The 20,536-nt window shown below is 63.3% G+C and carries 18 protein-coding genes; 10 read left to right on the forward strand and 8 right to left on the reverse strand.

Going from position 1 to position 20,536, the window contains the following annotated elements:
• Positions 1–24 precede the first annotated feature (24 nt).
• The gene (gene fsa, locus NKI25_RS27780) at positions 25–678 is read left to right on the forward strand and encodes a fructose-6-phosphate aldolase (RefSeq protein ID WP_023678103.1); all 654 of its coding nucleotides are present in this window, start codon (positions 25–27) and stop codon (positions 676–678) included.
• Between the two features lie 70 nt (positions 679–748).
• Here the strand turns inward: fsa and NKI25_RS27785 are convergent, their stop codons facing one another.
• Both NKI25_RS27785 and leuS read right to left on the reverse strand, forming a co-directional pair.
• Positions 749–1,330: an LPS assembly lipoprotein LptE gene (locus tag NKI25_RS27785; RefSeq protein WP_023678104.1), complete on the reverse strand. Its 582-nt coding sequence runs from the start codon at positions 1,328–1,330 to the stop codon at positions 749–751.
• Positions 1,317–3,941, reverse strand: coding sequence for a leucine--tRNA ligase (leuS, locus tag NKI25_RS27790; protein WP_023678105.1), 2,625 nt, complete (start codon positions 3,939–3,941; stop codon positions 1,317–1,319). Before leuS ends, NKI25_RS27785 begins: the two co-directional genes overlap by 14 nt.
• Positions 3,942–4,087: 146 nt before the next feature.
• Here leuS and NKI25_RS27795 point away from each other — a divergent pair, with 146 nt between their 5' ends.
• Together NKI25_RS27795 and NKI25_RS27800 are read left to right on the forward strand one after the other, a co-directional pair.
• The gene (locus NKI25_RS27795) at positions 4,088–4,750 is read left to right on the forward strand and encodes a YggS family pyridoxal phosphate-dependent enzyme (RefSeq protein WP_023678106.1); all 663 of its coding nucleotides are present in this window, start codon (positions 4,088–4,090) and stop codon (positions 4,748–4,750) included.
• A 110-nt stretch (positions 4,751–4,860) separates the two neighbouring features.
• On the forward strand, positions 4,861–5,910 hold the full coding sequence (locus tag NKI25_RS27800; protein ID WP_023678107.1) for an aldo/keto reductase: 1,050 nt from the start codon (positions 4,861–4,863) through the stop codon (positions 5,908–5,910).
• Positions 5,911–5,970: 60 nt separating this feature from the next.
• On the opposite strand, the gene NKI25_RS27805 is transcribed toward NKI25_RS27800, so the two are convergent.
• Positions 5,971–6,879, reverse strand: coding sequence for a LysR family transcriptional regulator (locus tag NKI25_RS27805; protein ID WP_023678108.1), 909 nt, complete (start codon positions 6,877–6,879; stop codon positions 5,971–5,973).
• A gap of 137 nt (positions 6,880–7,016) precedes the next feature.
• On the opposite strand from NKI25_RS27805, the gene NKI25_RS27810 reads away from it, so the two are divergent.
• Both NKI25_RS27810 and NKI25_RS27815 read left to right on the forward strand, forming a co-directional pair.
• On the forward strand, positions 7,017–8,198 hold the full coding sequence (locus NKI25_RS27810; RefSeq protein ID WP_352569514.1) for an MFS transporter: 1,182 nt from the start codon (positions 7,017–7,019) through the stop codon (positions 8,196–8,198).
• 56 nt (positions 8,199–8,254) lie between these two features.
• The gene (locus NKI25_RS27815; RefSeq protein ID WP_352574608.1) at positions 8,255–9,289 is read left to right on the forward strand and encodes an aldo/keto reductase; all 1,035 of its coding nucleotides are present in this window, start codon (positions 8,255–8,257) and stop codon (positions 9,287–9,289) included.
• A gap of 45 nt (positions 9,290–9,334) precedes the next feature.
• Here the strand turns inward: NKI25_RS27815 and NKI25_RS27820 are convergent, their stop codons facing one another.
• On the reverse strand, positions 9,335–9,607 hold the full coding sequence (locus tag NKI25_RS27820) for an usg protein (protein WP_023678111.1): 273 nt from the start codon (positions 9,605–9,607) through the stop codon (positions 9,335–9,337).
• A gap of 305 nt (positions 9,608–9,912) precedes the next feature.
• Between NKI25_RS27820 and acs the strand changes: the two genes are divergently transcribed.
• Together acs and NKI25_RS27830 are read left to right on the forward strand one after the other, a co-directional pair.
• Positions 9,913–11,868, forward strand: a complete 1,956-nt coding sequence (gene acs / locus NKI25_RS27825; RefSeq protein ID WP_352999950.1) for an acetate--CoA ligase — start codon at positions 9,913–9,915, stop codon at positions 11,866–11,868.
• Positions 11,868–12,611: an MOSC domain-containing protein gene (locus NKI25_RS27830; RefSeq protein WP_023678113.1), complete on the forward strand. Its 744-nt coding sequence runs from the start codon at positions 11,868–11,870 to the stop codon at positions 12,609–12,611. Before acs ends, NKI25_RS27830 begins: the two co-directional genes overlap by 1 nt.
• Here NKI25_RS27830 and NKI25_RS27835 read toward each other — a convergent pair whose 3' ends face one another.
• The 3 genes from NKI25_RS27835 to NKI25_RS27845 form a co-directional block, all read right to left on the reverse strand.
• Complete coding sequence (locus tag NKI25_RS27835) at positions 12,612–13,880, reverse strand: class I SAM-dependent methyltransferase (RefSeq protein WP_023678114.1); 1,269 nt, start codon at positions 13,878–13,880, stop codon at positions 12,612–12,614.
• Between the two features lie 385 nt (positions 13,881–14,265).
• Complete coding sequence (locus NKI25_RS27840; RefSeq protein ID WP_023678115.1) at positions 14,266–15,627, reverse strand: pilus assembly protein; 1,362 nt, start codon at positions 15,625–15,627, stop codon at positions 14,266–14,268.
• A gap of 329 nt (positions 15,628–15,956) precedes the next feature.
• A complete protein-coding gene (locus tag NKI25_RS27845; protein WP_023678116.1) occupies positions 15,957–16,826 on the reverse strand; it encodes a transglutaminase-like domain-containing protein in 870 nt (289 codons plus the stop codon).
• 177 nt (positions 16,827–17,003) lie between these two features.
• On the opposite strand from NKI25_RS27845, the gene NKI25_RS27850 reads away from it, so the two are divergent.
• Positions 17,004–17,675, forward strand: coding sequence for an HAD-IA family hydrolase (locus NKI25_RS27850; protein ID WP_023678117.1), 672 nt, complete (start codon positions 17,004–17,006; stop codon positions 17,673–17,675).
• A 17-nt stretch (positions 17,676–17,692) separates the two neighbouring features.
• Here the strand turns inward: NKI25_RS27850 and NKI25_RS27855 are convergent, their stop codons facing one another.
• Positions 17,693–17,905: a DUF1674 domain-containing protein gene (locus tag NKI25_RS27855; RefSeq protein ID WP_023678118.1), complete on the reverse strand. Its 213-nt coding sequence runs from the start codon at positions 17,903–17,905 to the stop codon at positions 17,693–17,695.
• 116 nt (positions 17,906–18,021) lie between these two features.
• Here NKI25_RS27855 and htpX point away from each other — a divergent pair, with 116 nt between their 5' ends.
• Positions 18,022–19,038, forward strand: coding sequence for a zinc metalloprotease HtpX (gene htpX, locus NKI25_RS27860; RefSeq protein WP_023678119.1), 1,017 nt, complete (start codon positions 18,022–18,024; stop codon positions 19,036–19,038).
• Entirely contained in the window at positions 19,029–20,417 is a 1,389-nt protein-coding gene (locus NKI25_RS27865) for an RsmB/NOP family class I SAM-dependent RNA methyltransferase (protein WP_023678120.1), read from the forward strand. Before htpX ends, NKI25_RS27865 begins: the two co-directional genes overlap by 10 nt.
• Positions 20,418–20,536 lie beyond the last annotated feature (119 nt).

Consider the following 20,536-nt stretch of genomic DNA (forward strand, 5'->3'; position numbering starts at 1 on the left):
ATGAAAAATCTTCAGGAGACCGCCATGAAATTTTTTGTCGACACCGCCGATGTCAAGGAAATCCGCGAGCTGAACGATTTGGGGCTGCTCGACGGCGTAACCACCAATCCGTCGCTGATCCTGAAATCCGGCGGCAAGATCGCCGACGTCACAAGAGAGATCTGCGAGATCGTCAAGGGCCCAGTCTCGGCCGAAGTCGTCGCCACCGAATACAAGGACATGATGGCGGAGGCCAAGATCCTGGCCAGGATCGCCGACAATGTCTGCATCAAGGTGCCGCTGACGCTCGACGGCCTGAGAGCCTGCAAGGACATCCGGTCGGACGGCCGCATGGTCAACGTCACGCTGTGCTTCTCGGCCACCCAGGCGCTGCTCGCCGCCAAGGCCGGCGCCTCCTTCATCTCGCCCTTCGTCGGCCGCATCGACGATAGCGGCTGGGACGGCATGGAGCTGATTGCCGATATCCGCACCATCTACGACAATTATGACTTCCAGACTGAAATCCTGACCGCTTCGGTGCGTACCGTGAACCATGTCAAGCAGGCGGCGCTGATCGGTGCCGATGTCATCACCGCGCCGCCGGCGACGCTCAAGGCGCTGGTCAAGCACCCGCTGACCGACAAGGGCCTGGAACTGTTCCTCGCCGACTGGGCAAAGACCGGGCAGAAGATCGGCTGAAGCGACTATCCTACGAACAAAAAAAGCCGAGCAATCGGCCTTTTTTGCAGATTGCGCACTCTGGAAAGACCTAGCTTGCCGCCGGCTTGCCGTGCTTGATCAGATCCTGGGCAATCGACAGCCGCAGCACATCTGCCAGCTCGCGCGCCGCACGGTTCTCGGCGTCGATCTGGGCCCGGTATGACGCGAATTCCTGGCGCGGCCTGTCGTATGACGACGGAATCGAGCGCTTGCCCCTCGCTATGACCGTGCCCGTCTTGGCATCGCTGAGCACATAGTTGGCAGTCAGCGTCACAGTGCCGGCGGTCGGCTCGTCTTCGTCGGTCGTGACCTGCTCGATTGCCGCCGATTCGACGAGTTCGGAGACGCCGAGATCAAGCGAATAGACCGGCGAAGCCGGCTCGCCGGCGCCCTGGCCGAGCGCGAAGATCAAATTGTTGCGGACCTGCTGGGCGTAGCGGGTCTTGACCGGCTTGACCGAGATCGATGCCAGTTCGGCAGCAGCGCCGACCTGCGAGCCGGCGATCAGCGGCGCGCTCGAATAGAGCGGCCGCACCGTGCAGGCGGAAACCAGCGCCACCGAGGCGAGCAGCCCGCAAAGCACAACGCGGCGCAGCGTCAACTCTGTCTTTCGCGGATCAGGCAACGACATTGACGATCCTCTGCGGCACTATGATCACCTTGCGCGGCGCCTTACCTTCGAGCGCTTTCTGCACGAAGTCGAGAGCCAGAACCGCCTTTTCGACCGCACCTTGATCCGCGTCACGGGCAATTGTCAAATCGCCGCGTTTCTTGCCGTTGACCTGGACCGGCAGCACGATCTCGGCGTCGACGACAAGCGAGCGATCGTAATCCGGCCAGGGCCGTTCGGCGACAAGGTCGGTGCCGCCGAGCGTCTGCCAGCACTCCTCGGCCAGATGCGGCATGACCGGCGCGATCAGGTGCACCAGGATCTCGACGGCCTCACGGCAGGCCGCTTGCAGCGCCGGACCGGCCCTGCCCTCTGCCGCCTCGTTGAGCGGTACGGTCAAGGCATTGGCGAGCTCGTAGATGCGGGCGATGGCGCGGTTGAAGGCGAGCTTTTCGATATCCTCGCCGACCGACTTCAAGATCTTGTGCGCGGCCTTGGACACTGTCCCGGCCTCGCCGTCCTTCGCCGCCTCTGGCCGGACTCCGGCGAGCGATTCGGCAGCCGTCGACACCAGGCGCCAGATGCGCTGGATGAAGCGATGCGCGCCGGCCGCACCCTCGTCGGTCCATTCGACATCGCGCTCGGGCGGCGAGTCCGACAGCATGAACCAGCGCGCCGTATCGGCGCCGTAGCCGTCGGTGATCTCTTCCGGACTCACCGTATTCTTCTTCGACTTCGACATTTTTTCGAGCGGACCGATCACCGCCTCTTCGCCGGTGGCGATTTCGAAGGCGCGGCGCTTGCCGTCGGCGTCTTCCAGCCTGACCTCGCTAGGCGCAAGCCAGCGGCCGTTCGAGGCGCCGCCAACCCGATAGGTCTCGTGCACCACCATGCCTTGCGTGAACAGGCCCCTGAACGGCTCGGCGAGATCGACATGGCCGGTCTCGCGCATGGCGCGGGTGAAAAAGCGCGAATAGAGCAAATGCAGGATCGCATGCTCAATGCCGCCAATATACTGGTCGACCGGCAGCCATTCAGTCGCGGCCTTGGGATCGGTCGGATCGTTTGCCCACGGCGCGGTGAAGCGAGCGAAATACCAAGAAGAATCGACAAATGTGTCCATCGTGTCGGTTTCGCGCCGCGCATCCTTGCCGCAACGCGGGCATTTGACGTGCCGCCATGTCGGATGGCGATCGAGCGGATTGCCCGGCCGGTCGAACTCGATGTCGTCCGGCAGCTTGACCGGCAGGTCGGCCTTCGGCACCGGCACCACGCCGCAATCCTCGCAATGGATCATCGGGATCGGGCAGCCCCAATAGCGCTGGCGCGAAATGCCCCAGTCGCGCAGGCGGAAATTCACCTTGCGCTCGGCCATCGGCCGGTTGCCGATGGTCCTTTGTTCCAGCAGCTTCGCCACCTCGTCGAATGCCTGATCCGGCTTCATGCCGTCGAGGAAGCGCGAATTGATCATCGCGCCATCATCGACATAAGCCTCGTCGATGACCTGGAAGCTTCCTTGATTCTCGCCTTCCGGCATCACCACCGGAATGACCGGAAGGCCGTATCTGTTGGCGAAGTCGAGGTCGCGCTGGTCATGTGCCGGGCAGCCGAAGATGGCGCCGGTGCCATAGTCCATCAGCACGAAATTGGCGACGTAGACGGGCAGCGTCCACCTCTCGTCGAACGGATGGACAACGCGAATGCCGGTATCGAAACCCTTCTTCTCGGCCGTCTCCAATGCCGCCGCCGAAGTGCCCATATGGCGGACTTCGTCGATGAACTTTGCCAGCGCCGGATTGTCCTCGGCGGCCTTTTTGGCCAGCGGATGGTCGGCCGCAATCGCCATGAAGGACGCGCCGAAGATGGTGTCGGGCCTGGTCGTATAGACTTCGAGCTCATGCTCGCCGGCGACTGGCTTGGCCAGCGGCCAGCGGATCAGCAGCCCTTCCGAACGGCCGATCCAGTTCGCCTGCATCAGCTTCACTTTTTCCGGCCAGTCGTCGAGTTGGTCGAGCGAATCCAGCAGATCCTGCGCGTAATCGGTGATCTTGAAGAACCACTGCGTCAGCTCGCGCTGTTCCACCAGCGCGCCTGAGCGCCAGCCGCGTCCGTCGATGACCTGCTCGTTGGCAAGCACCGTCATGTCCTCCGGATCCCAGTTGACCTTGGAGGATTTGCGCGTCACCAGCCCCTTCTCGACGAAATCGAGGAACAGCATCTGCTGGCGGTGATAGTAGTCGACGTCGCAGGTGGCGAACTCGCGGGCCCAATCGAGCGACAGGCCCATGACCTTGAGCTGCTCGCGCATGGCGGCGATGTTCTGATAGGTCCAGTCCTTGGGATGGACCTTGTTCTGCATCGCCGCGTTTTCGGCTGGCATGCCAAAGGCGTCCCAGCCCATCGGGTGCAGCACGTTGAAACCCTTGGCCCGCTTGTAGCGCGCCACCACGTCGCCCATCGTATAGTTGCGGGTATGGCCGATATGGATGCGCCCCGACGGATACGGGAACATCTCCAGCACGTAGTATTTCGGGCGCGGGTCGTCATTGTCGGCTTCGAACAGCTTCTTGGCGTCCCAGGCGTTCTGCCATTTGGGCTCTGACGCGCGCGGATTGTATCGTTCGGTTGCCATCGGGTGTTTTTCACTTAAAAGCATGCGCGAGCCGCCGGACAATGCCCGGGCGGCTCAGGAAATGTCGTCGCGGTGTTCACCATGGATTGCCGGACCCGTCAACTGCGGCGATCCGGCGAAAAGCCAAACACAGGCAGGATATAGGCATGGCGAGCGCCGTCGAACAGCTTTTCACGGTCAAGGCAAGGATCGCTGCCGCCGAGCGCGAGGCAGGCCGTGAGGCCGGAGCGGTGACGCTGGTCGCAGTCTCGAAAACCTTCGACGCCGCCGATATCCGCCCGATTATCGAGGCCGGCCAGCGCGTCTTCGGCGAAAACCGCGTCCAGGAAGCACAAGCGAAATGGCCGGTGCTGAAGGAGGCATTTTCCGACATCGAGCTGCATCTGATCGGTCCGCTGCAATCGAACAAGGCCAAGGAAGCGGTGGCATTGTTCGATGTCATCGAAACCGTCGACCGTGAAAAGATCGCCGCAGAGCTGGCCAAGGAGATCGCCAGGCAAGGCCGGTCACCAAGGCTCTATGTCCAGGTCAACACCGGCTCCGAGCCGCAAAAGGCCGGCATCGAGCCGCGCGAGGCTGTCGCCTTCGTGGCCCGCTGCCGCTCGGTTCACGCCCTCGCCATCGAAGGGCTGATGTGCATTCCGCCGGCCGACGAGAACCCCGGTCCGCATTTCGCGCTGCTGGAAAAGCTTGGGCTTGAGGCCGGCGTCGACAAGCTCTCCATGGGCATGTCCGGCGACTACGAAACCGCGATCGCCTTCGGCGCGACCAGTGTCAGGGTTGGATCGGCAATTTTCGGCGCCAGATGAGGCGCAGCCGACCTTAGGCCACAGGCTGACATTGACTGCGCCAGCGTATAGAAACGGAACGTTTCGTTCCTATATGGGTCGAGTTATTCTCAACCCGTCTGGAGCCACCCATGCGTTACAATCAACTTGGAAATACGGGGATGTTCGTCTCCGAACTTTGCCTCGGCACGATGACGTTCGGCGCGGCCGGCGAGAATGCCCAATGGGGCCTGATCGCCAGCCTCGACCAGAAGGGCGTCGACGAGATCGTTGCCCGCTCGCTCGCCGCCGGCGTCAATTTCTTCGACACGGCGGATGTCTATTCCTTCGGCGCCTCGGAACGGCTTCTCGGCCAGTCGCTCAGGAATCTTGGCGTCAACCGACAGGACGTGATCATCGCCACCAAGGTCCATGGCGCCATGGGCGGGGGCCCGAACCAGCGTGGTTCCTCGCGCGGCCACATCATGGATTCGGTCGAAGGCAGCCTCGAGCGGCTGCAGCTCGATCACATCGATCTCTACCAGCTGCACGGCACCGACACGGTGACGCCGATCGACGAGACACTGCGGGCGCTCGACGACCTCGTTGCCGCCGGCACGGTCCGCTATGTCGGCGTCTCGAACTGGCAGGCCTGGCGCGTTGCCAAGGCGCTGGGTATTGCCGAGCGCAAGGGATTTGCCCGCTTCGAGACCGTGCAGTCGTACTACTCGATCGCCGGCCGCGATCTCGAGCGCGAAATCGTGCCGCTGCTCAACGAGGAGAAGCTCGGGCTGATGGTCTGGTCGCCGATGGCTGGCGGCCTGCTCTCCGGCAAATACGGACCGGGCGCCCCCGGCAATGGCGAGGGCCGCCGCGCCAGCTTCAATTTCCCGCCGGTCAATGAGGACCGTGCCTGGGCAGCAGTCGCCGTCATGCGCGAGATCGCCGTCAAGCACGGCGTCAGCGTCGCCACGGTGGCGCTCGGCTATGTCCTGGCCAAGCCATTCGTGATGAGCGTCATCATCGGCGCCAGCCGCATGGAGCAGCTGGAACAGAACCTTGCAGCCACCGAGTTGAAGCTCGATGCCGATGATCTCGTTCGCCTCGACGAAGTCAGTGCCCTGCCCGCCGAATACCCCGGCTGGATGCTGGAACGTCAGGCTGCCGGCCGGCGTCCGGCGCCCGTTGTGCCGAAAACGTAACTCAATCTCACCTTCGATTCGATGCTTCGGGAGCCGGCAGGCTCCCGATCTTTTTTGGGCTCAGGTCAGCCGGACCGTCTCGACCAAAAAGTCCAAAAACGCCCGCACCCGCGCCGGCAGATGCTTGCCTTGGCCGACATAGACGGCGTGGGTGAGTTCCTCGTCGCCGGGGTTGAACTCTTCCAGCAGCGGCAGAAGCCGGCCGGCGGCAATGTCGGCCTCCACATGCCAGCGTGCCAGCCGGGCGAGGCCCGCCCCCGAGAGCGCCATCAGCCGCATCGCCTCGCCGTCGCTGACCAGCGTATTTCCGATGATCGACAGGGTGATCGGCTTGCCGGCCGCGTCGATAAAAGGCCAGCCCTCGAGGTGACGTACGAAACGGAAGCCCATCCGGTTGTGACGATCGAGATCGGCGGGCGTCTTGGGCGTGCCACGCGCTTCGAGATACGATGGCGCCGCAACGACGACCACCCGGCTCTGCCCGAGCTTGCGCGCCACCAGCCGTGATTCGCCGAGCGGTCCGGCGCGGATGGCGACGTCAGCGCGCTCCTCCATCAGGTCGATGACATCGTCGGTCAACACCAGATCGACCGAGATTTCGGGGTAGCGTTCTAGGAAACGCGGCAAAAGCGGGATCAGCCGATGCTGCCCGAAAGGCACGTAGCTGTTGATCCGCAGCCGGCCACGCGGCGCGGCACCCGCCGCTGCCTCGCGCTCGGCCGCCGCCATGTCGGCCAGGACGCGCACGCCGCTGTCGAAGAACGCCGCCCCCTCCGGCGTCAGTTGCAGCTTGCGCGTCGAACGGCTGACCAGCCGCGCACCAAGCCGCGCCTCCAGCCGCGCGATCAGCTTGCTCACCGCCGACGGCGTCATCCGCAACGCGCGGGCAGCGGCTGAAAAGCTGCCCGCCTCGACGACGCGGACGAACACTTCGATCTCGCCGGAGCGATTGATGTCGGGCCTGGCCATTGGTGAATCTATTTCACAGACGATGTGCCCGATGCAAGGCTGGTTCACAGCACATCGCGGCACGATCTTCCGGATCGGGGCGTTGGAGGACACGGCGCCCGTCGTCAAAACTGGTCGTCATCGAAGTGGGAACCGCCATGCCCCTTGCTCTTTACGCTCTTGCCGCCGGTGCGTTCGGCATCGGCGTCACCGAATTCGTCATCATGGGCCTGCTGCTCGACGTCAGCACCGATCTCGACGTCTCGATCTCGGCTGCCGGCCAGCTGATTTCCGGCTATGCGCTGGGCGTTGTCATCGGCGCGCCGCTGCTGACGATCGCAACCGGCCGTTGGCCGCGCAAAACCGTGCTTCTGGCGCTGATGGCGATCTTCACGCTGGGCAACCTCGCTTGTGCGCTTGCCCCAGACTACTGGACGCTGATGGGTGCGCGCGTACTGACCGCCTTCGCCCACGGCACCTTCTTCGGCGTCGGCTCGGTCGTGGCGACCGGACTGGTGGCGCCCAACAAGAAAGCCTCGGCGATCGCCCTGATGTTCACCGGCCTGACCATCGCCAACATCCTCGGCGTGCCCTTCGGCACATGGCTCGGCCAAGCCTTCGGCTGGCGCGCGACCTTCTGGGCGGTGACCCTGGTCGGCATCGCCGCCTTTACCATCATTCTGCTGCTGGTGCCGGGCAGCCGAACAGAGCCTGAGAAGAGCAATTTGCGCGCCGATCTCGCCGTGCTCGGCCGCACGCCGGTCCTGCTTGGCTTTGCTACCACCGTGCTTGGCTATGCCGGCGTCTTCGCCGTCTTCACCTACATCGCCCCGTTGCTGACCGAGATCACCGGTTTTGATGAAGCAGCGGTGTCGCCGATCCTGCTGGTCTTCGGCGGCGGCCTCATTGCCGGCAACCTCGCCGGCGGCAAGTTCGCCGACCGCTGGTTGGTACCGTCCGTTCTCGGCAGTCTCGTCGTCCTGGCGATGGTGCTCGGCACCATGACCTTCGCCCTGCACAGCCAGGTCATGGCCGTTATCTATGTCGGCCTGCTCGGCGCCGCCGCCTTCGCCACCGTCGCGCCGCTACAGTTATGGGTGTTGCAGAAGGCACAAGGCGCCGGCCAGAGCCTCGCCTCATCCTTCAACATCGCCGCCTTCAACCTCGGCAATGCTGCCGGCGCCTGGCTCGGCGGCGTGGTCATCGCCCATGGTCCCGGCCTCGATGCCGTCACCTGGGTCGCGGCCCTGTTGCCGCTTTCAGCGCTTGCCGTGGCGGCGTTTGCGCTGCGCCTCGACCGAGATCCTGTCCTCGCCACACCGGAAATCGCGCGGTCATAGAACGGCAAACCTCAACCAATCTTTGAAACAGCCATCCTTCCACAAGGAGCAAACCCATGGATTATCGAAATCTTGGCGCATCAGGCCTGAAGGTCCCGGCGCTCTCGTTCGGCGCTGGAACCTTCGGCGGTTCAGGCCCGCTGTTCGGCGCCTGGGGCAACAGCGATGCGACGGAAGCACGGCGGCTGGTCGACATCTGCCTTGAGGCCGGCGTCAACCTGTTCGACACCGCCGACGTCTATTCGAATGGCGCTTCCGAACAAGTGCTCGGCGCTGCCATCAAGGGCCGCCGCGACGCCGTGCTGATCTCGACCAAGACCTCGCTGCCGATGGGCGACGGTCCCAACGATGCCGGATCGTCACGTTCACGCCTGATCAAGGCCGTCGAAGACGCGCTGGGGCGCCTTGGCACCGACTACATCGACCTGCTGCAACTGCACGCCTTCGACGCAGCAACACCGATCGAGGAGGTGCTGTCGACACTGGACAGTCTCGTGCGCGCCGGCAAACTGCGTTATGTCGGCGTCTCCAATTTTTCCGGCTGGCAAGTGATGAAATCGCTCGGCCTGGCGGGCAGATACGGCTATCCCCGATACGTCGCCCATCAGGTCTATTACTCGCTGGTCGGACGCGACTATGAATGGGAGTTGATGCCGCTCGGCCTCGACCAGGGTGTCGGTGCGCTGGTGTGGAGCCCGCTCGGCTGGGGCCGCCTGACCGGCAAGATCCGCCGTGGCCAGAAGCTGCCTGAGAAAAGCCGGCTGCACGACACGGCAAGCTTCGGACCGCCCGTCGAGGATGAGCATCTCTATCGGGTCGTCGACGCGCTTGATGTTGTCGCCGAGGAAACCGGCAAGACCATACCGCAGATCGCCATCAATTGGCTGCTGCAGCGGCCGACCGTCGCCTCCGTCATCGTCGGCGCGCGCAACGAGGAGCAGTTGCGCCAGAATCTCGGCGCCGTCGGCTGGTCGTTGACAGCCGAGCAGATGAAGAAGCTCGACACGGCAAGTGAGGTCACCGCACCCTATCCGTATTTTCCCTATCGCCGGCAGGAGGGTTTTGCCCGGCTGAACCCGCCCGCAGTCTGACGCTCCAAAAGCTGGGCGGCGGCTCCCAGGCTGCCGCCCGCCCGGCTAATGCAGAACGAACTCGCCGTCGACCTTGCGCCATTCGTTCGGCGCGATCAGCTTCTGGTGCGTGTAGCTGACCGAATGCAGCGGGCCTTCGAGCTTGGCCTTCCAGAACTCGATGAAACGGATCAGCACGGGAAATTTCGGGGCGATGTCGTAATCCTGCCAGATGAAGCTCTGCAGCAGATGCGGATGATCTGGAAAGTGATAAAGAATCTTGGCCGTGGTCAAGCCATAGCCCTTGAGCATCAGGTCCATTTCGGAATGGTCGCGCATTGCGGTCCCCTGGTTGATTCTCCTTCCTCCCAGGCTGAAATTGTGCACCCCATTTGCTTAATCGTCTATTGATATTTCTATGATCGAACCAGATTACTTCCGCAAAAACATGCGCTTAGCAGCCGACTCACGAGAGTGCTGACACCGCCTGGTAAGGCGCCTGCGGCATCCCGCCGCGCGAATCCAACGTCTAATGTTGCCGTCGCGGCCGAACTGTTAATAATGCGCGCGAATTCGCGGCCGCATCGCTGCGATCCTGCCGGCGGTCAAGCCGGCGGTTTGGTTTTGGGGAGGAAGGCGAAGAAATGTCCGATGTTCATGTCCATCGCGTCCAGCCGGCGTGGAAGAAGAACGCGCTGATTGACAATGACACCTACCTGAAATGGTACGCCGACAGCGTCAAGAACCCGGACAAGTTCTGGGGCAAGCACGGCAAGCGCATCGACTGGTTCAAGCCGTACAGCAAGGTCAAGAACACGTCCTTCGACGGCCAGGTCTCAATCAAATGGTTCGAGGATGGCCAGACCAACGTTTCCTGGAACTGCATCGACCGGCATCTGAAGAAGCGCGGCGAACAGACCGCCATCATCTGGGAAGGCGACAATCCCTACGACGACAGGAAGATCACCTATAACGAGCTTTACGCGCATGTCTGCCGCCTCGCCAATGTGATGAAAAAGCACGGCGTCAAGAAGGGCGACCGCGTAACCATCTACATGCCGATGATCCCGGAGGCCGCTTATGCGATGCTCGCCTGCACGCGCATCGGCGCCATTCATTCGGTCGTCTTCGGCGGCTTTTCGCCGGATGCGCTGGCCGGACGCATCGATGACTGCAAGTCGACCTTCGTCATCACCGCCGACGAAGGCCTGCGCGGCGGCAAGCCGATCCCGCTAAAGGAGAACACGGACAAGGCGATCGAGATCGCCGCCAAGGCCGCAACGAAAGTCGAAAAGGTCTTGGTAGTGCGCCGCACTGGCGGCAAGACCGGCTGGGCCGCCGGGCGCGACGTCTGGTACCATGACGAGGTCGCGACGGTTAAGGCCGAATGCAAGCCCGAGAAGATGAACGCCGAGGACCCGTTGTTCATCCTCTACACATCCGGCTCGACCGGCAAGCCGAAAGGTGTGCTGCACACCACCGCCGGCTATCTCGTCTATGTCTCGATGACCCACCAATATGTCTTCGACTATCATGACGGCGATATCTACTGGTGCACCGCCGATGTCGGCTGGGTCACCGGCCACAGCTACATCGTCTACGGGCCGCTCGCCAACGGCGCCACCACGCTGATGTTCGAAGGCGTGCCGAACTACCCGTCGCAGTCGCGTTTCTGGGACGTGATCGACAAGCACAAGGTCAACATCTTCTACACGGCGCCGACGGCGTTGCGCGCGCTGATGGGCGCCGGCGATGCCCATGTCACCAAAACGTCGCGCAAGTCGCTGCGCGTGCTCGGCACCGTCGGTGAGCCGATCAATCCGGAAGCCTGGGAGTGGTATTTCAACGTCGTAGGCAACGGCAAGGTGCCGATCGTCGATACCTGGTGGCAGACCGAGACCGGCGGCATCATGATCACGCCGGTTCCGGGCGCCACCCACCTCAAGGCGGGTTCAGCGACGCGGCCCTTCTTTGGCGTCAAGCCGCAGCTGGTCGATACCGACGGCAAGGTGCTCGAAGGCGAAGCCAGCGGCAATCTTTGTATTGCCGACTCATGGCCGGGCCAGACGCGCACCGTCTATGGCGATCACGACCGCTTCGTGCAGACCTATTTCTCGACCTACAAGGGCAGATACTTCACCGGCGACGGCTGCCGCCGCGATGCTGACGGCTACTACTGGATCACCGGCCGCGTCGACGACGTCATCAACGTCTCCGGCCACCGCATGGGCACCGCCGAGGTCGAATCGGCGCTGGTTTCGCATGAGAAGGTCTCGGAGGCCGCCGTCGTCGGCTACCCGCACGATATCAAGGGCCAGGGCATCTACTGCTATGTCACGCTGATGGCCGGCGAAACGCCAAGCGAGGAATTGCGCCAGGAACTCGTCGCCCATGTCCGCAAGGAGATCGGCGCCATCGCTTCGCCCGACAAGATCCAGTTCGCGCCCGGCCTGCCGAAGACCCGTTCCGGCAAGATCATGCGACGCATCCTGCGCAAGATCGCCGAGGATGATTTTGCCGCGCTCGGCGATACCTCGACGCTGGCCGATCCGGCGGTCGTCGACGACCTTATCGCCAACCGGCAAAACAAGAAGGGCTGATGCAACCCGCATTGGGCGCCGTCACCGAGCTTTGGCGCTATCCCGCGAGCTCGCTCGCCGGCGAGTTTCAGCAGGCGATCTCCGTCGACCGGCATACCGTCGAAGGCGACCGCCTGTTTGGTCTTGTCGATACCTCGACCGATGAAATCGCACGGCCCGACCGCGAAGCGAAATGGCACAAGGTGCCCCGCATCCGCACCCGGCTGTCGCAGGCCGGCAGGCTGGAGGTCGCCATCCCCGACGGACGCTGGCTTTCGGCACCTGGCGCGCAAAGTGATCGCGCCATTTGCGCCTATCTCGGCTTTGCGGCTTCCATCCGGCCGTTCCGTCGGGAAAATGCGGCTCCGGATTACGCCGGCCCTCTGCTGACGGAACGCTACGTCAAAGCCCCTATTCATCTGCTGACCACCGCCTCACTGGCGCGTTTGAAAGTGCTGCATCCAAAGGGCACCGCCGACGCGCGCCGCTTCCGCCCCAACATCGTCGTCGATGTGCCGGAGGTCGAGGGGTCGTTCCCCGAGACGGAATGGATCGGGCGCAAGCTGGCGATCGGCGACCTGCTCCTGACCATCTCCGAGCCGTGCCGCCGCTGCGGCTTCACCATCATTGGCCAGGACGGGTTCGACCACGACCCGGCAATCCTGCGCAGCCTGGTCCGCCACAACGCCCATAACCTCGGCGTCTACTGCACCGTCGATCGACCGGCCCGCGTCGAGATCGGCGCCACGATGCGCCTCCTGTAGCTATCGGTACAAATCCGCCCGCGTCGGCGGCAGGCCGCTCGGCCCACGCGCGCGCCTTGTGGCGACGGTCTGGAAAACCTGCGCCGAGGCGCGTTCGAAGGTAATCGAGCAGCCGGTGAGATAAAGCAGCCAGAGCCGCGCCTTGGCTTCGCCGACCTCGGCGATAGCTTCGTCGAAGCGTGCGTGGAGGCGCTCGGCCCATAGCCTGCAGGTGCGCGCATAGTGCTCGCGCAAATTTTCGACGTCGTAGACGAGGAAGCCGTGGGCCTCGAGATTGCCGAGCGTCATGCCGATCGTGTCGAGTTCGCCGCCCGGAAAAATGTATTTGATCAGCGCCTTGAATTCCGGCCCCTTGCGCAGCGTCTTCTTCAAGCTGCCCTTGTCGCGCCGGGTGATGGCGTGGTGCAGATAGATGCCGCCCGGCTTGAGCAGGCGATGGATCCTCGAGAAATAGGCCGCATGGTTGGCAAGCCCCAGATGCTCGAACATGCCGATCGACGAGATCTTGTCGAAGGAGCCGGACAGCTCGGCATAGGACTTTATCTCGATGGTGATGCGGTCCTCCAGCCCCTCGGCGCGGATGCGTTCACGGGCGAGCTCGGTCTGTGCTTCCGATAGCGAAACGCCGTGGCCGACGACGCCATAATTCTTCACCGCATGGATGAGCATCGCTCCCCAGCCGCAGCCGATGTCGAGCAATCTATCGCCGGGCTTCAGCCGAAGCTTGCGGCAGATATGGTCGAGCTTGTCTCTCTGGGCCTGATCGATATCGTTGGCGAAATCCTTGAAGTAGCCGCAGCTATAGACCATGCGCTCGTCGAGGAAGAGCCGGTAGAATGCGTTGGAAATGTCGTAATGATGCTCGATCGCCTCCTTGCTCGAACCGCTGACGAAAGGATTGCGGCCGGAAAGATCGGTTCGCGTCGTCATCTGTTTTCGCGAAAACAGCACCGCCGGCAGGTCGCGCAGGATCGCCAGCTTCGGCAATGTCTTGAGCTTCGTCCTGAGCTTGCCGTGCGTGGGCAAGGCGTAGAAATCGAACAGCGATCCGTCTTCGACGTCGACCGCCTTGGCAATCCACATCTCGATCAGCGTCGATAAAGAGGGCCGACGTACGATCTGCCAGACGATGTCCTGGTCGTTGATGGTGAGCACCGGGCCGGCAGCCGGGCCGATCCGCTCGCCTGTCCACAGCCTCACCGCAAAACCCGGCTTCAGCGTCTCGATGACCGTCCGAACAATCCGGGCCGCTCTCTCGGCTGCCTCCATCCCGTCCTCCCTTACCCGGCAAAATAGTGGCCCGGAACAATAGCGGCTCGATCTTGCCTGCCCGATCGGCCGGCCGCAAGCCGCCCGAGTGCACAAGCAGGCTTGTTCAGGATTTTCGGGTGCCGCGCCTTGCCATTTGCCGGATGACACCCCATCATGAGGGAGTGTTCAACAAATCGAAAGGAGGTGATCCGATGTCGAGTGATTTCGTTTTCCAGAACGTGGCCTCAGCGGATCGCACTTTCGGGAAGCAGTCTTCCCGCTAAGGCGCGAGATGCGCGGCTGGCGACCAGGGTCGCCGCCAGGAGCCGCGCCATGGACGGAAACACGGAAGGCCGCCGGCTTCGCGAGAAGCGGCGGCCTTTCCTTTTTGGGCTGTTGTCCCCTATTTGGTTACGGTTAACATCTCGACGTTGCGCGCTATATCCTGGAAAGCCTGGTTGAGTTCCGTTCCATTGGCCGCCTGATAAAAGTGCTTGATCTTGGCGGTGTCCGGGCTCGCGCAATCCTGGAGCGTCGCCTTGGCATTCGTTTCGTTTAGGTCAAACCCAATGGTGAAGACCTCGATGCCCTTGTCGCGCATGGCAGCGCAAAGTTTCTTGGCGGCCGTGCGGGTCGGCTCCTTGCCGGCGTCATTGTAGACGTCGCTGACCGTGCTCGCATCGAAGTAGGACAGGTTGAATTCGCCATCGGTCATCAGGATCGCGATCTTGGCAACCTTCTTTGGATCCATCTTGGCCGGCCGTTCCGAGGCTTTCATCACACTGCCCCAGTTTTCCGAAAGCATGTACCAGGTCCACTGCACGCCGATATGGCCGGCGGTGCCGCCGGAGGCGACGAAATTCTTGATGACCGTCTTGAGCGCCGTCGCATCCGCTGTCAGCGGCATCAGCGCGGCGATCGGGCAGGCGGCGGTGCCGGTCTGCCAGGCGAAGGATGACAGCAGGTAGTCGCGATTGACCATGCTGACGTCGGGGCCCGCATCCGAATACTGATAGGTCCCCTTGCGCTCGGTGGCGCAATTATCGGGACGGATAAAGCCCGAGACATACTGCACGGCGTCATTGGCCGGCGCCTGTTTGCGTTGACTGGCGGTGGTTTCCACATAGACGCTGCTGGCGGCAAGTGTACCGGCATTCACCGAATTGGCATAAGGCACGATGGCAACCCGCACACGTGGCTTGGAGGGGTCCTGGCCGCCCAGGAAGCTGTCGACAGCATTCGCCGCGGCCGCCCGCAGATCGATGATTTTCTGGCCGGCCATCGACCCGGTCACGTCCAGCATCATCGCGACTTCGATCTGCTTGTCCGAATAGAGCGCCGTCGTCGATGCGGGGACGCGTTGCATGCCACCCGTGCTGAAAAGCGGGAAATAGTAGTTGACGTTGACATGGACGTCCGCCTGGACAGTCTTGGCTGTCCTGTCGACAACCAGATTGTCGAGGACGATCTGGTTGTCCTGGAGGATACCCGCCGTGCTGTTGGCATCGAGAAAGGCCTGCACCGATTTGCTGGCGTCGGCCTCGCTGATGACGCCGGTTGTCAGGTCGCGGGCCGTCGAGGTGACCGCTGCATCGACCACGCCTTGCAGGCTCGATTTTACATTGTAGAGTTGGGACACGTTGACCGCAAAGCCGACACTCAGTGCCAGCACTGAGCCGATTATCCCAAACAGGACCGCGAAATTTCCGCTGCGATCCCCGGCAAAGCCGCCGATCGTCTGAACAAGACCCCCGAAACGCCGCATTCCTTCCGCCTCCATTCGCTACAGCCTGCAGCTGTCCGAACGCGCATTGCAGGAATCCGGCCGGATCGCGCCGCCAGGCCCGGGAAAGCGACCGGCCCGCGATCAGGTCATTGTTTCCAAACGGTTTCGAGCGGCGGCAGGGTAAACAGAGGGTAAACGAAAGCTGCGCCGGCACGGCTTTGTCGACAAAGCGCTTACCACGAACAGGCTCGCAATTCAGGACGACTGGACTGCGTCCCAATCCGGTACAGACGAGATGTATCGAACCGGTTCAGCACGATCGCGGTGGCGGGAAATGGAAACACGGACTGTGAATGTGTCCCGAAAGACTAGGCCAGCATCCGTGCGCTGACCGTCTTGTCGACGCCACGACAAGGCGGCTTGAACAGATTACCTTCCTGCTCGTGCGTCCAGACCTTGAACAGGGTGAGCCGATGCGGGCCAAAACTGTGCAGCAGCGGCACGTCGGTGGCGTCGCGGCCGCGGGCGATGACGACGCGGCCGATCCTCGGCACATTGTGGCGAGGATCGAAAGTGTACCACCTGCCGTCGAGGAACACTTCCACCCACGCCGAGAAATCCATCGGCGCCGGATCGGCGGGCACGCCGATATCGCCGAGATAGCCGTTCACGTAGCGGGCCGGGATGTTCATGCAGCGGCAGAGCGTGATCGCCAGATGGGCAAAGTCGCGGCAGACGCCGACGCGTTCCTCATGCGCCTGCGCCGCCGTGCGGGTCGAGCGCGCATAGCCGTAGCCGAAGGACAGGCGGTTGTGGACATAGTCGACGATGGCCTGCACCCGCGCCCAGCCCGGTGGAAGCTGGCCGAAAAGTTGCCAGGCCAGGTCGCCGAGATGGTCGGTCTCGCAGTAACGGCTGCCGAGCAGATAGCCGAGCACCTCGTCCGGCAATTCGGCAACCGGGACTTCTCTCGCCAGCGTGTTGACTTCGTCCGTCTCGCCGCTGTCCTCGACCACCGCGTCATAAAGGATGCGAAAGCTTCCGGCCGGCGCCGTGAAGCGGCGGCAGCTATTGCCGAAAAGGTCGTGGTAGACCCTGGTCGGGACCGACGGCGAGGTCAGCACGCGCGTCTGCCGCTTGATGTCGGCCTGGCGATCCCCGTGGATATCGAGCAATGAAACGACCGGCGTTGCTGCAACGCATTCAATGGCAATTTCATAGCCGAGCCGAATCAGCATCGCCCTCCCCTGCGATCGTCATGGAAGATAGTGCCGATCAACGCGGGACAGTGCGTGGCGGTTCCTTGTGGTCGTCAAAAACGACGCCTCGCGGCTTCCCATACGGACGCGGCAACGTTACGGTCGATTGACACGCGTCTTTCGAAATAATCCCTCCAAGATGACCCCGGGAAACCGATGTTTGCAGGCAGAAAATTCGCGGCCTTCCTGTTCGATATGGACGGCACGATTCTCAATTCGATCGCCGCAGCGGAAAGGGTCTGGGCAGCGTGGGCGCATCGGCAAGGTCTTGACGTCGCCGCATTCCTGCCGACCATCCACGGCGTGCGGGCGATCGAGACCATCGGCCGGCTGGCGCTCCCAGGCGTCGATCCTGCCCGCGAAGCCGATTCGCTTTTGCAGGCCGAGGCGGCCGATGTCGAGGGCATTCGCCCGATTGCCGGCGCCGCGGCCTTCCTGGCGTCGCTGCCGCCTGGAAGCTGGGCGATCGCCACTTCGGCACCGCGCGAGCTCGCCCTGCTGCGCCTGCAGGCCGCGGGTATTCCGGCTCCCGCCGTGATTGTTGCGGCGGAGGATGTATCGCGCGGCAAGCCGGCGCCCGACTGCTTCCGGCTGGCGGCCGAACGGCTCGGCGTCGATGTGGGCGACTGCCTCGTCTTCGAGGACGCGCCGGCCGGCATAGCGGCGGCCGAAGCCGCGGGCGCTGCGGTCGTGGTGATCAGCGCCACGCACCGGCATCCGTTGGAGACGCCGCATGCCACCATCGCCGGCTATGACGCGATCGGCATCGCCGTCGATTCCAGCGGCTGGATTGCCATCGGAGTGGAGCGGGCCGCGCTGCCTGTTTGACTAGCACCCTGCCTGGGCTAAAAGTCGCTGGTCAGGCCCTTGACCTCCCAGTCGCCATAGCGGCCAGGCTCCTTGCCGCCGCGCCCGCCCATCTCCCTCGGCAGCGTGGCTTCCTGCTCGCGATATTTCTCCCGCCGGGCCTCGGCCTCGACCAAGGCGCGCCTGGCTGCCGGGGTCAGCGGCTTTTGCGGCGAGCCGTTAGCATGCGTTTGGCTGGTTTTGTCGATCATGCGATCTTCCGCTAGATTGAAACAGGCCCCGATTGAAACGGGAACCGCTGTTTCCCATCATATAGCGATGGGCCCACAAGGATCGACCCCTTTGTTGGGCCAGAACGGAGCAGACGATGAACACCCTTCGCACCGCCATGCTTTTGGCCGCAATGACGGCCCTGTTCATGGGTGTCGGCTATCTCATCGGCGGATCCGGCGGCATGATGATCGCGTTGCTGATCGCCGCCGGCACCAATTTGTTCAGCTATTGGAACGCCGACAAGATGGTGCTGTCGATGCACCGTGCGATCGAAGTCGACGAACGCAACGCGCCTGAATATTACGCCATCGTGAAGGGTCTCGCGCAACGTGCCGGCCTGCCGATGCCGAGAACCTATCTCATCGACAATCCGCAGCCCAATGCCTTCGCCACCGGCCGCAATCCGCAAAATGCCGCTGTCGCCGCCAGCACCGGCCTGCTCGAGCGGCTATCGCATGAAGAAGTCGCGGCGGTGATGGCACACGAGCTCGCCCATGTGCAGCACCGCGATACGCTGACCATGACGATCGTCGCCACCTTTGCCGGCGCAATTTCGATGCTCGGCAATTTCGCCTTCTTTTTCGGCGGCAACCGCGACAATAACAATTCCTTTGGCATCGTCGGCGTGCTGGTGGCGATGATAGTCGCGCCCCTGGCCGCCATGATCGTGCAGATGGCGGTGAGCCGCACCCGCGAATATGAGGCCGACCGGCGCGGTGCCGAAATCTGTGGACACCCGCTGTGGCTCGCCTCGGCACTTGACAAGATCGCGCGGGGCGCCGAACGCATCCGCAACCCGGATGCCGAGCGCAATCCGGCAACCGCCCATCTCTTCATCATCAATCCTCTTTCCGGCGAGCGCATGGACAGTTTGTTTTCCACTCACCCGAGCACAGAAAACCGCATCGCCGCGTTGCAGAGGATGGCGAGCGAAATGGCCGGCGCACCCGAAGCGGCCGCGACGCCAAGGCCGGCGCCGGAAGGGACCGGGCAGCAGCCGTCTGGTCCGTGGGACAGGGCCGCGCGGCCCGAGAGGCCGGCTGAGCCGGCCAAGCCGAGACCCAATCCCTGGGGACGCAATCCGACCGGCCCCAAAGGTCCGTGGTCGTGAGTTCAGCGAAGCGCCGGCACGGAATTTCAGGCGATCGTGAACACAATTCGAGCGGCGAGGCCGTAGCCGGCCTCGCCGCGCGCAAGGCAGCCGCGCGCCTGCTTGCCGCGGTTATAGACGCGAGGACGCCGCTCGACGGGCTGACCGACCAAGAGAACGGCCATCCGCAGTACAAGGCGCTCGACCTGCGCGACCGCGCCTTGGTGCGCGCCATTCTGGTCACCGCCCTGCGCTACCGCATGACCATATCAGGCCTTTTGGCCCGTCGCCTGGAAAAGCCGCTGCCGCCCAACGCCACGGCGCTTTCGCACATTTTGCATGTGGCGGCAGCGCAGATCCTGTTCCTCGATGTTCCCGACAGCGCCGCCGTCGACCTCGCCGTGACACACGCCAAGTCCGATCCGCGCACGGCGCGCTTTTCCGGCCTCGTCAACGGCGTGCTGCGCACGCTGGCGCGGGCCAAGCAGGACGAGCTCGCCGCAGCACGTGCCGCTACCGACGAGGCGCCAAAATGGTTTTCCGACCGTTTGAAAACGGTCTACGGCCTCGACAAGGCCAGGCAGATACTGCTCGCCCATCGCCATGAGGCACCGGTCGATTTCTCGGTCAAGTCGGACCCGGCGCTGTGGGCCGAACGGCTCGGCGGCTTTGTCTTGCCGACCGGCACGGTGCGGGTGGAAAAGCTCAGCGCTTCCGTGACCGAACTGCCCGGCTTTGGGGAAGGCGCCTGGTGGGTTCAGGATGCAGCGGCCAGCCTGCCGGCCCGGCTGTTCGGCGACATCAATGGTTTGCGAATCGCCGACCTCTGTGCCGCGCCGGGCGGCAAGACCGCCCAGCTGATCCTCGCCGGCGCCCACGTCACCGCGCTCGACATGTCCAAAACGCGGCTGGCACGGCTGACGCAGAACCTCGAACGGCTCGGTCTGGCCGCCGAGATCGTCCAGGCCGATCTGCTCAAATACGAGCCGAAGGACCTCTTCGACGCCGTCCTCCTCGACCCACCATGCTCTTCGACCGGGACGGTGCGGCGGCATCCCGACGTTCCCTGGACGAAGACGGCGGCCGACGTCGAAAAACTGGCCGACCTGCAACGCCGGCTGCTTGCCCGCGCCGTCACCCTGGTCAAGCCTGGTGGACGCATCGTCTTTTCCAACTGTTCGCTCGATCCGCTGGAAGGCGAAGAGCTCTATCGCGACTTTCTCGCCGGCAATGCGGAGATTGTCGACGACCCGCTTCGGCCGGGTGAGATCGCCGGCATCGACCCGTTTCTGACGCCGCAAGGCACGTTGCGCACCACGCCTGCCGATCTGGAGCTAGGCTCGCCGGGCCGCTCCGGGCTGGACGGCTTCTTCGCCGCCCGCATGCGCAGAGCCGGCTAAGGGACGATCTTGAAGTGCCGTCCGGCTTCATGGGGCGAGGAGGCATGGAAAACAGGCTGAACGGCCCCACCGCCGCGGAATTCGCCTTCGCACAAGTTCTTGAATCATATAAACTTGTG

The organism is Mesorhizobium sp. M0808 (assembly GCF_040320025.1).
In the GTDB taxonomy this organism is placed as follows: domain Bacteria; phylum Pseudomonadota; class Alphaproteobacteria; order Rhizobiales; family Rhizobiaceae; genus Mesorhizobium.

What these genes read in the sequence shown, in the direction of transcription:
- NKI25_RS27840 (WP_023678115.1), bottom strand. Translation starts at nt 15,627, where the DNA reads ATGCGGCGTTTCGGGGGTCTTGTTCAGACGATCGGCGGCTTTGCCGGG.
- acs (WP_352999950.1), top strand. Translation starts at nt 9,913, where the DNA reads ATGTCCGATGTTCATGTCCATCGCGTCCAGCCGGCGTGGAAGAAGAAC.
- NKI25_RS27835 (WP_023678114.1), bottom strand. Translation starts at nt 13,880, where the DNA reads ATGGAGGCAGCCGAGAGAGCGGCCCGGATTGTTCGGACGGTCATCGAG.
- NKI25_RS27795 (WP_023678106.1), top strand. Translation starts at nt 4,088, where the DNA reads ATGGCGAGCGCCGTCGAACAGCTTTTCACGGTCAAGGCAAGGATCGCT.
- NKI25_RS27810 (WP_352569514.1), top strand. Translation starts at nt 7,017, where the DNA reads ATGCCCCTTGCTCTTTACGCTCTTGCCGCCGGTGCGTTCGGCATCGGC.
- htpX (WP_023678119.1), top strand. Translation starts at nt 18,022, where the DNA reads ATGAACACCCTTCGCACCGCCATGCTTTTGGCCGCAATGACGGCCCTG.
- fsa (WP_023678103.1), top strand. Translation starts at nt 25, where the DNA reads ATGAAATTTTTTGTCGACACCGCCGATGTCAAGGAAATCCGCGAGCTG.
- leuS (WP_023678105.1), bottom strand. Translation starts at nt 3,941, where the DNA reads ATGGCAACCGAACGATACAATCCGCGCGCGTCAGAGCCCAAATGGCAG.
- NKI25_RS27850 (WP_023678117.1), top strand. Translation starts at nt 17,004, where the DNA reads ATGTTTGCAGGCAGAAAATTCGCGGCCTTCCTGTTCGATATGGACGGC.
- NKI25_RS27820 (WP_023678111.1), bottom strand. Translation starts at nt 9,607, where the DNA reads ATGCGCGACCATTCCGAAATGGACCTGATGCTCAAGGGCTATGGCTTG.
- NKI25_RS27785 (WP_023678104.1), bottom strand. Translation starts at nt 1,330, where the DNA reads ATGTCGTTGCCTGATCCGCGAAAGACAGAGTTGACGCTGCGCCGCGTT.
- NKI25_RS27815 (WP_352574608.1), top strand. Translation starts at nt 8,255, where the DNA reads ATGGATTATCGAAATCTTGGCGCATCAGGCCTGAAGGTCCCGGCGCTC.
- NKI25_RS27855 (WP_023678118.1), bottom strand. Translation starts at nt 17,905, where the DNA reads ATGATCGACAAAACCAGCCAAACGCATGCTAACGGCTCGCCGCAAAAG.
- NKI25_RS27800 (WP_023678107.1), top strand. Translation starts at nt 4,861, where the DNA reads ATGCGTTACAATCAACTTGGAAATACGGGGATGTTCGTCTCCGAACTT.
- NKI25_RS27805 (WP_023678108.1), bottom strand. Translation starts at nt 6,879, where the DNA reads ATGGCCAGGCCCGACATCAATCGCTCCGGCGAGATCGAAGTGTTCGTC.
- NKI25_RS27845 (WP_023678116.1), bottom strand. Translation starts at nt 16,826, where the DNA reads ATGCTGATTCGGCTCGGCTATGAAATTGCCATTGAATGCGTTGCAGCA.
- NKI25_RS27830 (WP_023678113.1), top strand. Translation starts at nt 11,868, where the DNA reads ATGCAACCCGCATTGGGCGCCGTCACCGAGCTTTGGCGCTATCCCGCG.